Below are 12,486 nucleotides of genomic sequence, written 5' to 3'. Positions count from 1 at the left end.
GAGTGACGCCGAGCTCGCCTCGCTCAGGGAAACGGCCGTGGCCGCGTTCGAGGCGACCGGGTGCGAGGGGCTCGCCCGGGTCGACTTCTTCCTGACCGCGGACGGGCCCGTCGTGAACGAGGTCAACACCCTGCCCGGCTTCACGCCGTTCTCGATGTACCCCAAGCTGTGGGAGGCCTCCGGGCTCGCGTACACGGACCTCATCACCGAGCTGATCGAGCTTGCCCTGGAGGGCTCGCGCGCCGCAGCGCGCTAACGACGACGCGGCCCCCGGAGCGATCGCTTCGGGGGCCGCGTCGTTCGCGCAGGGAGCCTCGTTAGGGGGCCTCGACGGTCGCGCCGTCCTCCGCGTTGTCCGGGATCGCGCCCGCGTCCACCGCACCGATGCACTTGCGTTCCTGCGGCAGCACGGAGATCGCCGAGTTCAGGTCGACGAGCGCGGTCGTGCCGCTCACGTCGGCGTCGGCGTCGATCACGACCTCGACCCCGGGGGAACGGCCGTAGGCCTCGAAGCGGAACAGGGGCGCTTGGCTGTCGTCGCGGATCCAGTCGACGCCGTCCACGGTGATGCACGGCAGGGTCGTCGGGCCCGTCGCCTCAATGCCGCAGGTGAGCAGGATCGCGGCGGGGTCGCCCCAAGCACCCGTGGACTGGGCGTTCGTGGTGCGCTTGGGCAGCTCGGCGACCTCGCTGGGGAGGCGAACCGTGAGGTCGGCGCAGGCGGGGTTGTTCGCGTCCGGGGCGGCCTCAAGGGGGACGATTCCGGAGCAGCCGCTCAGCAGAATCACGGAGCTCAGTCCGAGGACAACGGCGGGAACGACGGACCGGGAGGTGACGGATTTCAACACCTCTCCAGGCTACCGTGCCGGGCTGGGGCAAACCCGATAGCGTTGTGTGCATGAGTGAGCACGCACTGCCCGGTCCGCGGTCATCGACGGCGGGGGCGGAGGCCCCCCTCACGGTAGGTGAGCTGGGGGAGCAAGGGCTCCTCTCGCGAGTGCTCGCCGAGCTCAGCGCGGCGGCATCCGCGACGGTGGGGCCCGGCGACGACGCCGCGGTGCTCACGCCGAGCGGCGACACCGTGATCACCTCTGACGCGATGGTGGAGGGCCCGGATTTTCGACGCGCCTGGCACAGCGGCTTCGAGCTCGGCTGGAAACTGGCGGCGACGAACCTCTCGGATGTGGCCTCGATGGGAGCCGCGCCGAGCGCGCTCACGGTGACGATCGCGACACCGGACGCGATGCCGGTCTCGTACCTGACCGAGATTGCCCGCGGGCTGGACGCGGCCTGCCGCACGCTCGCCCCCGGGTGCGGGGTCGTCGGCGGCGACCTCTCCCGCGCGGAGCAGCTCGTGATCGCGGTGACCGCCCTCGGGAACCTCGAGGGGCGGGCCCCCGTGCTGCGCTCGGGGGCCCGCCCCGGCCAGCTGCTGGCGTACGCGGGGGAGCTGGGTCTGTCCGGGAAGGGGCTCTCGCTGCTTTTCTCCGCCTGTTCCGTTGACGGGGTGGCCACCGCGGACGGCCTGCCCGAGCTGTGGCAGGAGCACCCTGATGAGCTTGCCGCGCAGCTCGCGCCCAGCCCGCCCATCCCGCTCGGCATTGTGGCCGCGGAGTCGGGGGCAACGGCGATGATGGACGTCTCGGACTCGCTCAGCCTGGACGCCGCCCGGATGGGCCGTGCGAGCGGGGTCACGCTTGCGCTGGAGACCTCGCTCCTCGGCGAGGACCCCGTGTCGGCCCTCACGGGCGGGGAGGACCACGGCCTGCTCGCGGTCTTCCCGAATCGGCAGAGCGTGCCGCAGGGCTTCCGGGTCATCGGCACGGTGCTCCCGCGGGACACGGATCTGCTCGTGGACGGGGAAGCCTATGCCCCTCGCGGCTGGGACCCCTATGCGGTGGGCGCTGAGCGGGGTGGCCGGGAACTCCTGGACCGGCGCGACGCCCCCGCAAGCCTCACTTAGCCCGCCGCGTCCGGGTTCGTCGCCTGGTTGAAGACGCTCTCGATGGCCGAGGCACCGATCACGACGATGCCGGCGCCGGACGGGGCCTGGCAGGTCACCGCGGCGTCCCCGGTCGCGGTCGCCGTGAACTCGCCCAGGGAGAAGCGCGTGCCCTGCGGCGTGGGAATGTTCATGAAACTCTGCGAGATCGGGGCGACGACGCCAAAGGCCTTGTCGACCTCGCAGCTCGCCTCCTGAGGGTCGAGATCGCGCGAGCCGAAGATCAGATACTGGTCGCCCTCGGTGACCGAGATCGTGCTGGGGGTGCCGTCGGAGGCGACGACGGTCACCGCGCTGCCGAGGGCGGCGACGGCGCCCTCGATCCCGGCGAGGCCGTCGCTGAGGGCGCTCAGCTCCTCAAGCCCGGTCAGTTCGCCGGCGCTCTTGGCAAGGTCTGAGCCGAAGGATGGGCTGCACGCGGCAAGCCCGAGACCCAGCCCGAGGGCCAGTGCGGCGGCGCCCGTTGCGCGGGCGAAGCCGCGAAGGCGCGGGCGAGCGGTGGCCGGGGAAAGCTTCGGGGGGGCGAACATCGGGGGTCTCCTTGGCGGATCGCGGGCGGGGTTCACTCAGGGTAACGCACCGTGCTCCGGGGGCGCTGTGGCCGCGTGCACGCGCAGCGCTGCCCAGAGTTCGGCGCGGGTGTCCACGAGATTCAGGTCGCGTTGCAGGAGCCCGGCGATGCGCTGGATCCGGGTGCGCAGGGTGTGCCGATGCAGCCCAAGCTCCTCGGCTGCGGGGGAGAACTGCCCGTGGTGCCGGAGCCAGGTCTCCAGGGTGTCGATCAGGTGCTCATCGGCGCGCTCGTCCTGGAGAACGAGGGGGCCGAGGAGGGACGCCGCGCGACGAACGGCGGCATCCTGACCCTCGATCAGTTCGAGCAGGCCCGCCTGATGGCTGAGATCGAACTCGATCTGCTGGCCGCCGCCCGCGTACTCGGCCGCGTCCAGCGCACGTCGGGCCTGCTCGAACCCCTGGGAGAGGTGGGAGTAATCCGTGGGCAGGGACGAACCCGAGCTGAAGCCCCCGGCGGTGAGGGCGTCGATGATGGGGCGACGGAGCCGTTGTTCGGCGAGCAGGAAGAGCTGCCCGTCGATGTTTCCGGAGAAGACGCTGCTCCCGAGCGCTTCGGAGAGGGAGCGGACCTGGGCGGTGAGCGCCGCGGGGCGGTGGGGGCCCGCGCCCAGCGCGAGCACCCGGAGCGGCGTCCGGGGGAGCCGACCCCAGGCCTCGCCCGCGACCGCTGTGGCGAGGTCGACGTGCCCACCCTCAAGGAGCGTGAGCACTCCGGAGCGCAGGGCGCTGTTTGCGGTGGCGAGCTTGCCGGAGTGATCGAGCGTGACGGTGGCGAGAGCCACGACGGTGCCGATGGCTGCCTGGGCGGCGGCGTCGAGCGGCTCTTGGCCACCGACGGCGAACACTCCGCGGAGGTGGCCTCCGGAGCCGAGGGTCTGCAACTGCGCCCCGTCGTGCGCGCCGGACAAGACACGGCTGGCACGGTTGCCTCGCTCGATGAGGGCGGAGACCTCGGCACGGACCCAGTCCGCCGAGGCGGTGGATCGCGCCGTCGCCGGGGAGATCTGCGTGATCCGTCCGATTCCGTCGTAGATCGCCACCCAGCGACCGAGGCGGCTGCTGAGCTCTCGGACGGCGGCCCCGAGGCCGTCGCTGTGCAGGGCGGCGAGGGCGATCCCGCGCTGCGCCTGCACGCTCCACGCATCCCGCGCGTGGGTTTCGCGCTCGATGAGGCGGGCCACGGACTGCACGATCGCGATGAACGGGGTGAGGTACGGCACCCGAAAGAGGGGAAGCGCGTGGGCGTCGCACGCGGCGATGAGCGACTCGGGGATGCGCTCGTACACGATACCCACGCCGAAGCCGAGCGCGCACACCCCGGCGGACACGAGCCGCGCCACATAGGCGTCGACCACCTCCGTTGAGGGATCGGCAACCGCTTCGAGGAGCGCCGCGTCCAGAGCGCGCGTGGGCGGGGCGTCTTCGCCGCGGAACTGAGCGCCGGTGGTGAGGAGCACCGTTCGTGGGGTGAGGAACGGTGAGGGATCAGCGAGGTCAGAACCGTGTACCCACTGGACGGGGGCGTTCAGCGGGTCTTCTGCGACCGGGACCGGGCTGCCCCCGGAACCGATTCGAGCGGGCGTCGCCGAGAGGTGGGGTTCGGGATCGTCCGGCGCGCCGCTGCCGGAGGGCGCGGTCCCACCTGCGATGAGCACGAGCCCGAGGTGGTACTGCCGGAGCAGGGTACTCAGGGGCAGCGTTGCGTGCGCTCCCGGCATAATCTGTGCCACGGAAACCCCCTGGGCGTCTAGTGCGGAGCTCGGATTGAAGGAATGCCGAGTAGTTTGCCACTCTGTCGAAAAGTACCGGCATCGTTAACCATACTGGCGGTTTCTGTGCGGCGGGCGCGGATCTACACTGGGAAGCGGTCGAGCTCTTCGGCCGCATTCCGTTTTTTCAAGGAGGAACTCCCCATGACTGACGTCACCAACATCAAGGGCGGCCCGTCGCTTCCCCAGGAGCGCAAGCTCGTCACCTCGATCCCCGGTCCGAAGTCGCAGGAGCTGCTCGCGCGGAAGAACGCCGCCGTTGCCGCAGGCGTCGGCGTGGCACTGCCCATCTTCACCGTCGCAGCCGGTGGCGGCGTCATGGTTGACGCCGACGGCAACTCCCTGATCGACCTGGGCTCCGGCATCGCCGTGACCGGTGTCGGCAACTCGGCTCCCGCCGTTGTCGAGGCCGTCAAGGCCCAGGTGGAGAAGTTCACGCACACCTGCTTCACCGTGACCCCCTACGACGGCTACGTTGAGGTCGCCGAGAAGCTCAACGAGATCACCCCCGGTGACTTCGACAAGCGTTCCGCGCTCTTCAACACCGGCGCTGAGGCCGTTGAGAACGCGATCAAGATCGCTCGTCACTACACCAAGAAGAACGGCGTCGTCGTCTTTGACCACGCGTACCACGGCCGCACCAACCTGACCATGGGTATGACCGCCAAGAACATGCCCTACAAGGATGGCTTCGGTCCCTTCGCTCCCGAGATCTACCGCGTCCCCGCGTCCTACCCCTTCCGCGACGGCCTGACCGGCGCCGAGGCAGCCGCGCTGTCCATCCTGCAGATTGAGAAGCAGGTTGGTGCAGACAACCTCGCCGCGATGATCATCGAGCCCATCCAGGGCGAGGGCGGCTTCATTGTCCCCGCCGAGGGCTACCTCAAGGCACTGTCCGACTGGGCCACCGCCAACGGCGTCGTCTTCATCCTCGACGAGGTGCAGACCGGCTTCGCTCGCACCGGCACCATGTTCGCCGCTGACCAGGAGGGCTTCGCACCCGACCTGATCACCACCGCCAAGGGCATCGCCGGTGGCCTGCCCCTGTCGGCCGTGACCGGCCGCGCCGAGATCATGGACTCCGCTCACGCGGGTGGCCTCGGTGGCACCTACACGGGCAACCCGATCGCGTGCGCCGCCGCGCTCGCCACGATCGACACCTACGAAAAGGAGAACCTCGCGGAGCGCGCCAACGAGATCGGCGCCCTGATCGAGAACTTCTTCGCTGAGCTCCAGAAGAACGACGACCGTATCGGCGACATCCGTGGCCGCGGCGCAATGAGCGCTGTCGAGTTCGTCATGTCCGGTTCCAAGGAGCCCAACGCTGCTCTCACGAGCGCGATCGCCAAGCAGGCCGGCGAGCAGGGCGTCCTCGTCCTCACCTGCGGCACCTTCGGCAACGTCGTGCGCTTCCTCCCCCCGCTGAGCATCTCGGACGAGCTGCTCCTCGAGGGCCTGCAGGTTGTTGCCGACATCCTGGCCGCCAACTAGGCTCGCGCCGAACCCCCGAAAGGACACACACATGTCTCTGAACCAGAACGAGCAGGCTCTGCTCGATTCCGTCAAGGACGGCCTCTACATCGCCGGTGCCTGGGAGCCTTCTTCCTCCGGTGCCACGATCGAGGTCAACGACCCCTCCAGCGGCGATGTCATCAAGGTCATCGCTGACGGCACGGTCGAGGACTCGATTCGCGCCCTCGACGCGGCCGTCGCTGTGCAGGACGACTGGGCAGCCACGGCTCCCCGCGAGCGCAGCAACATCCTGCGCCGCGCCTTCGACCTGCTCCAGGAGCGCAAGGAGGAGTTCGCGCTCCTCATGACCCTTGAGATGGGTAAGCCGATCGCTGAGGCTCGCGGCGAGGTCGCCTACGGCGGCGAGTTCCTGCGGTGGTTCTCCGAAGAGGCTGTCCGGATCTCCGGTCAGTACGGTTCGAACCCCGAGGGCACCGGCAACATGCTCGTGTCGCAGATGCCCGTTGGCCCCTGCTACTTCGTCACCCCGTGGAACTTCCCGCTGGCCATGGCGACTCGGAAGATCGCTCCCGCGCTTGCCGCTGGTTGCACCGTGGTCATCAAGCCCGCAGGGCTGACCCCGCTGACCACGATCTTCTTCGCGCAGCTGCTCGAGGACGCTGGCCTGCCCGCGGGCGTGGTGAACGTGATCACGACCTCCAAGTCCGGTGCGATGTCGAACGCGCTCCTGAGCGACCCGCGTCTTCGGAAGCTGTCCTTCACCGGGTCCACCCCGGTGGGTGTCAAGTTGCTGGAACAGGCCGCCCAGGGCGTGCTGCGCACCTCGATGGAGCTGGGCGGCAACGCCCCGTTCATCGTCTTCGAGGACGCTGACATGGACCGTGCGGTTGAGGGCGTCATGGCCGCCAAGTTCCGGAACATTGGCCAGGCCTGCACCGCCGCCAACCGGATCATCGTGCACGAGTCCGTCGCCGACGAGTTTGCTGCTCGGGTGACCGAGAAGGTCAACGCGATGAAGATCGGCCGCGGCACGGAGGAGGGCGTTTCGATCGGACCCCTCGTCGACGACGCAGCTGTTGAGGGTTCCGCACGTCTCGTGGCTGACGCGATCGACACCGGTGCCGAGCTGCTCACCGGTGGCTCCGCAATCGAGGGCCCGGGCTCCTACTTCCAGCCCACGGTGCTGGACAAGCTGAGCCCGCAGGCTGCAATTCTTCGCGAGGAGATCTTCGGACCGGTGCTTGGCATCATCCGTTTCTCCTCCGAGGAAGAGGCTGTCCAGATCGCGAACAACACCGAGTACGGGCTGGTCAGCTACGTGTTCACGGAGAACATCCACCGTGGCCACCGCATGATTGAACAGCTCCAGACCGGGATGATGGGTCTGAACGTTGGCGTTGTGTCCAACGCTGCAGCTCCCTTCGGTGGCGTCAAGCAGTCCGGCCTCGGCCGCGAAGGCGGCGCTGAGGGCATCCACGAGTTCCTCTCCACGAAGTACACGCTGCTCCCGCGCTAGCGTTCCTTCGAGCGTGAGCTCATCGAATGGCCCCGCCTCTCACCTGTGAGCGGCGGGGCCATTCTTGTCAAACATTCCAGCGGTTCATTGCACCGGGAAGCGATTGGCCGCCCGCCCTTGGCACACGGGTTCCCTCTGAGTGCGTTTGTCCACAGCAGGGGCCCCGAGAGGGCCCGGGGCTGAGCGGGCTGGGTACCGTACTCGGCATGAACCACGATTCGAACCCGGCGCGTTCCCAGCACCCTGACCGTTCTCGGCATGAGTCCCGCGACGTCGGTGAACGCGGAACAGCACAGCGCGGGAGGGCGGCCCGCGATACCGGGGCGAACATGGACCTGGGACCGGGCCCGCGAGTCACGATCCCCCGACGAACGCGTACTCCCTCGTTACGGTCGGTTCGTGACCAGATCCGTGGGGACCTGGATCGAGCGCGCGTGAAGAGCCACACAGCCCAGCGCTCTGGCGCACCAGAACCCACACTGACAGCCGCGACTGCTGCTGACGAGACAGCCAACTGGTTGAGCTTGGAGGACGCGGCGTTTGCGCATGCTCTTCGGCAGTCTTCAGAAGCACTCACGCGGGCGGATCGCGCCGTCGCGCAGGCTGAAGCGCTCCGAGTCGACGCTATCGCGCGTCTCGCCCGAATGCTCCGTGCCGCTCAGATGCGGGCAACTCCCCAGCGAAGCGACGAAGACGGTGGGTTGCTAGCGCAATCACTGCGCAACCCATCAACAGCTGACCAAGACCTGTTCCACAACGCGGTCGCCGCGGAGGTCGCGGCAGCCGTGCGTGAATCACAGACACGCTCGAATGAGCTCGTGACCTCCGCTGTGTTTTTGATCGAAGCGCTCCCAGAAACCTACGCAAAGTTTCATCGTGGTGATATCGGGAGTCGGCATGTCACCGTAATTCTCGAACACACGAAGGGCGCGGAGGAGGGGCAACGGCAGGTGCTGGACTCTGCCCTCGCTCGTGAGGCGGAACGGATGACGCCGAGCAGGCTCCGCTCCTTAAGCCGGTCTCTCCGAGAACAAGTCGATCCCATTGACGCGGAACGGAAAGCTCAATTCGCTCGTGCCGACCGGGACATTTCGTATCAGCAAGCGCCGTGGGGGATGGCACAGCTCATCCTGACTGGGCCGGCCCCAGACATCCTGTGTGCGAAGGACAGAGTGCAACGGATTGCTGCCCGACTCCGGAGAGACGAACGGGCTGACTATCGGGAACAGCTCCGTGACATCCGTCAGAAGCATCCTAGACATCGAGGGGAGTCGAACAGGGATTATCGAGAGCGGTTGCGGTGCGACGAAGCACTTTTGCGGCAACCGAGAACTCTCAGTCAGCTTCGCTTTGACGCCGGTATTGCGCTTCTGATGGAAGGGGAAACGGCTCCCGCTCCGCGTGTCCCGGCGGGCTCCGCGCCGGAGTCCAATGGGGAAACTCGCCTCGCCCCTGAACGCGCCCCCACGTTGACTCACACGGAGATCCCCGGAGGGATCCGAGGCGAGGTGCGTGTGACGATGCCTCTCGACGTGGTTCTGGGACTGCAGCAGCACGCCTCCGAAGCGGGTGGCGGGGTGCCTTTGATCACTGGCAGGCCGCAGGACAGCCAACACGGGGATTTCGACAGCCCTGGCAGCGATGGGAACGCTCTTTCCCCGGAGACCATCCTCGGGGAACGGTACGCGCAACTCAGCGGGTACGGGCCGATCGACGCTGAGGCAGCTCGCGAAGTGAGCGCCAGGATCGGTGCTTTTGCCAGGATCATCACCGATCCAAACACTGGTGCCGCGCTGCACCTGGGGCGTACGGAGTATGTGCCCTCAGAGGAACTGCGCCGCGTGCTCCGGGTGCGGGATCAGACATGTCGGTTCCCCGGCTGTGATCGTCCGGCGAGTACGAGTGACCTGGACCATTCACGGGCCTGGAGCAAGGGCGGGGAAACGACGCCCGGGAACTTGGCGCATCTCTGTCGCAAACACCATGATCTGAAAGGAGATTTCCCGTTCCCGGGTCGACCAGGTGGGAACGGATGGGTGCTTCGGGACAATCGGGACGGCGTCCTGATCTGGGAGTCTCCCACTGGACGCCGATATGCAACCGACCCCGTGCGGCTGCTTCCGGCGAGCGGGCCGCCGCCCAAGCGTGCACCGTTTTAGCCCGGAGTCTCCTCAGCGTCATCGCTGTCGAGTTCCGCCCACCACAGCGTCGTTTCGCCGTACTTCTTTTCCCGGAACCGGCTGAGGCCAGCCGGCCAATTCGGCTCGGGCGAGCGACCGCTCCGCTCCACAACCACGACGCCCTCGGGGGAGAGGAGCCGCAGGACTTCCTGCAGATCCTCTGCCAGGGCTTGCTCGCTGAGATCGTATGGCGGATCCGAAAAAATGACATCCCAGGGGCCCACGGCCGAGTTCAAGTAGTGAGCAACCGAGGCGGTATGAACGCGAATGCTGGTGTCTTTCCCGATCGCTGCCCTGACTCGGGTGGCATTGCTCTCCGTGATCCGGGCAGCGGGTGGGTGCCGTTCGATGAGGGCAACTTCGGATGCGCCCCGGCTTGCTGCTTCGAGACCGAGTGCGCCGGACCCGGCGTAGAGGTCGAGGACGCGCATGCCCTCCAGGAGATCCCACGAAGACAGCGACGAGAAAACGGCCTCCCGCACGCGATCGCTCGTCGGGCGGGTCCCGGCCTTGGGAACGTCGAGGCGGACGGATCCGGCCTTGCCGGAGATGATGCGGGTCATACACAAAGCGTAGCGCGCAGCTGCTGTGGATAACGACGGCGGACGTCGGCCCTCAACGTTACAGTTGGAACATGGATGAGGTCAGCCTGGACACCCCGCTGGGCCCTGTGGTTGGGGCTAAAACTGCCGCCGCGTTTGAAAAAGCATTTGGGTATCGTGCTGTCGGGGACCTGCTCGGGCACTATCCCCGTCGATACACACACCACGGTGAGCTGACGAGTATCAAATATCTTCCGGTGGGGGAGCACGTCACGATCGTTGCCCAGGTGGTGCACGCACAATCGCGCAGCATGAAAAACCGCCGGGGGAGTCTCCTCGAGGTCATCATCACGGATGGGGTGGGGCGTCTGAGCCTGACCTTCTTCAGCCAACCATGGCGGATGAATGACCTCAAGCCTGGTCGTCGAGGCATCTTCGCTGGCAAAGTCACCGAGTTCCGGAACACGTTGCAGCTCGCTCACCCCGACTACGAGCTGTTCCCCGAAGACGAAGCCGTCACGCCGCTGAGTGATGAGCCGGAAATTCGCACGGGGCACTACTCTGGGGCACCGCCATTGATGGCGAAGTCTGCGGCCCTCATCCCCGATCTCGCGGCAGCCCAGGCCTGGGTGGACCAGCCATTGCCGATTTACCCAGCCACAGCGCAGGTCAACAGTTGGACGATCCAGAAAACGATGGCGCTGGTCCTGAAGCAGGTCCGGGTGACGGAAACCCTCTCGGAGTCTCTGCTGAGCGATGAACAGCTTCTCCCTCTGGGGGTATCGCTCCGGCTGATTCATCAGCCGGGAAGCGATAAGGAATGGCAACATGCACGGGAAAGCCTCCGTTTTCGGGAAGCCCTGCATCTCCAACTCTCCCTCCTGCGGGAACGGCAACGCCGATCCCACGAGGTCGCCATCGCTCGGCCCCGCGTCGCCTCGGGATTGCTGGACCGGTTCGATGCGGCCCTTCCGTTCCCGTTGACCGGTGACCAGGAATCGGTGGGCGCGGAGCTCTCGGCGGAACTCTCTGCCATCAGCCCGATGCATCGCTTGCTTCAGGGCGAGGTTGGTTCCGGGAAAACGCTTGTCGCGTTGAGGGCTATGCTCCAGGTCGCTGAAAACGGTGGGCAGTCAGCGCTGCTCGCTCCGACCGAGGTTCTGGCCTCTCAGCATCTCCGGTCCATCCAAGAGTCACTAGGCCCTGAGCTCACTGAACAACTGCAACCGGTGTTGATCACGGGTCAGATGCCGGCGAAGGAGCGTCGCCGCGCGTTACTCGCCACGGCTGCTGGGGCCGCGCAGATCGTGATTGGCACGCATGCCCTGCTCACCGAAACGACGACATTCTCGGACTTGGGACTGATCGTTGTCGATGAACAACACCGTTTCGGGGTCGAACAACGGGAGGCTCTTCGGCAGAAAGCAGAGCAAACCCCACCCCACGTTCTGGTCATGACGGCAACGCCAATCCCAAGAACGGTGGCGCTCACCACCTTTGGCGACCTTGAGGTGAGCGTGATCCAGGAGCTGCCCCCGGGGCGGCTCGGGATCACAACCCACGCGGTGCCGACCCGGGAGCACCCGCAGTGGGAGAAGCGAGCCTGGGTGCGCGCCGCCGAGGAGATCGCGCTCGGCCGCCAAGTGTACGTGGTGTGCCCGGCCATCGCCCCGGGGACGACAGAGGCGACGCCGCCGGCCGGAGGAGCCTCCCCGCAGGAAGCCTCATCAGCGCCCGGGCACCCAGAAGCCGCCGGCCGGCCGGCCCTCAAGCCCCTCGCAAATGTGGAGGACACCCTGGGGGAGTTGGCGCAGGAGCCCAGCCTCGTCGGAGCCCGAATCGAAGCGCTGACCGGCGCCATGCCCGCGGCGGAGAAGGATCGGGTCATGACTGAATTCGCGGCCGGGCGGGTCGACATTCTCGTGGCGACCACGGTGATTGAGGTGGGGGTGAACGTGCCCAACGCGGCGCTTATGATCGTCCGGGATGCCGAGCGCTTCGGCGTCTCTCAGCTGCACCAGCTTCGAGGGCGCGTCGGGCGCGGCTCGGTTCCCGGTTTGTGCCTCCTGATCACATCAGCGGCCCCCGGTTCGACCGCACGAACCCGTGTGGATCAGGTCGCCGCGACCACGGACGGGTTCAAGCTTGCGGAAATCGATCTTGAGCTGCGGAAGGAGGGGGACATCCTCGGCGAGGCCCAGTCGGGCGGCCGTTCCTCGCTTCGACTGCTCCGGGTCCTCGAAGACGGGGAACTCATTGCGCACACCCGAGGGATCGCCGCCGGGCTCCTCGAGGCAGACCCCGAACTCGCCGGGCTGCCCGTCCTGCGAGACGTGCTCAACCGCGAACGCGACCACCTCCGCGTGCAGAACCTAGCAAAGTCCTGAGTTGGCTGGGTCGCCTGGCCCTCCGGGAGGGGAACCCGATACGC

Annotated in this window: 9 protein-coding genes and 1 pseudogene; 6 read left to right on the top strand and 4 right to left on the bottom strand. The window is 67.2% G+C overall.

From position 1 onward, the window contains the following. Positions 1-256: pseudogene (locus tag OOT08_RS01405) on the top strand (D-alanine--D-alanine ligase); the annotation flags it as partial. 61 nt (positions 257-317) lie between these two features. Here OOT08_RS01405 and OOT08_RS01400 read toward each other — a convergent pair. Continuing rightward, on the bottom strand, positions 318-848 hold the full coding sequence (locus OOT08_RS01400; protein WP_325090793.1) for a DUF3515 family protein: 531 nt from the start codon (positions 846-848) through the stop codon (positions 318-320). Between the two features lie 50 nt (positions 849-898). Here OOT08_RS01400 and thiL point away from each other — a divergent pair, with 50 nt between their 5' ends. Continuing rightward, entirely contained in the window at positions 899-1,963 is a 1,065-nt protein-coding gene (gene thiL, locus OOT08_RS01395; RefSeq protein WP_325090792.1) for a thiamine-phosphate kinase, read from the top strand. On the opposite strand, the gene OOT08_RS01390 is transcribed toward thiL, so the two are convergent. Further along, the gene (locus tag OOT08_RS01390; protein WP_325090791.1) at positions 1,960-2,532 is read right to left on the bottom strand and encodes a hypothetical protein; all 573 of its coding nucleotides are present in this window, start codon (positions 2,530-2,532) and stop codon (positions 1,960-1,962) included. The two genes, thiL and OOT08_RS01390, sit on opposite strands and share 4 nt — an antisense overlap. Positions 2,533-2,568: 36 nt before the next feature. Then, entirely contained in the window at positions 2,569-4,305 is a 1,737-nt protein-coding gene (locus OOT08_RS01385) for a PucR family transcriptional regulator (protein WP_325090790.1), read from the bottom strand. A 183-nt stretch (positions 4,306-4,488) separates the two neighbouring features. On the opposite strand from OOT08_RS01385, the gene gabT reads away from it, so the two are divergent. The 3 genes from gabT to OOT08_RS19030 are packed head-to-tail and all read left to right on the top strand — an operon-like array spanning position 4,489 to position 9,492. After that, positions 4,489-5,835, top strand: coding sequence for a 4-aminobutyrate--2-oxoglutarate transaminase (gene gabT, locus OOT08_RS01380; RefSeq protein WP_325090789.1), 1,347 nt, complete (start codon positions 4,489-4,491; stop codon positions 5,833-5,835). 31 nt (positions 5,836-5,866) lie between these two features. After that, positions 5,867-7,333, top strand: coding sequence for an NAD-dependent succinate-semialdehyde dehydrogenase (locus tag OOT08_RS01375; RefSeq protein WP_325090788.1), 1,467 nt, complete (start codon positions 5,867-5,869; stop codon positions 7,331-7,333). A gap of 26 nt (positions 7,334-7,359) precedes the next feature. Next, positions 7,360-9,492, top strand: coding sequence for a DUF222 domain-containing protein (locus OOT08_RS19030; RefSeq protein WP_442916147.1), 2,133 nt, complete (start codon positions 7,360-7,362; stop codon positions 9,490-9,492). On the opposite strand, the gene rsmD is transcribed toward OOT08_RS19030, so the two are convergent. Continuing rightward, the gene (rsmD, locus tag OOT08_RS01370; RefSeq protein ID WP_325090787.1) at positions 9,489-10,076 is read right to left on the bottom strand and encodes a 16S rRNA (guanine(966)-N(2))-methyltransferase RsmD; all 588 of its coding nucleotides are present in this window, start codon (positions 10,074-10,076) and stop codon (positions 9,489-9,491) included. The genes OOT08_RS19030 and rsmD overlap by 4 nt on opposite strands. Before the next feature lie 71 nt (positions 10,077-10,147). On the opposite strand from rsmD, the gene OOT08_RS01365 reads away from it, so the two are divergent. Beyond that, positions 10,148-12,442 (top strand): ATP-dependent DNA helicase RecG, encoded by a 2,295-nt coding sequence (locus OOT08_RS01365; RefSeq protein WP_325090786.1) that lies wholly within the window; start codon positions 10,148-10,150, stop codon positions 12,440-12,442. Positions 12,443-12,486 lie beyond the last annotated feature (44 nt).

This window comes from Leucobacter sp. M11 (assembly GCF_035726885.1).
Lineage (GTDB): Bacteria > Actinomycetota > Actinomycetes > Actinomycetales > Microbacteriaceae > JAPFRB01.
This window is presented reverse-complemented; position numbering and strand designations above follow the sequence as displayed.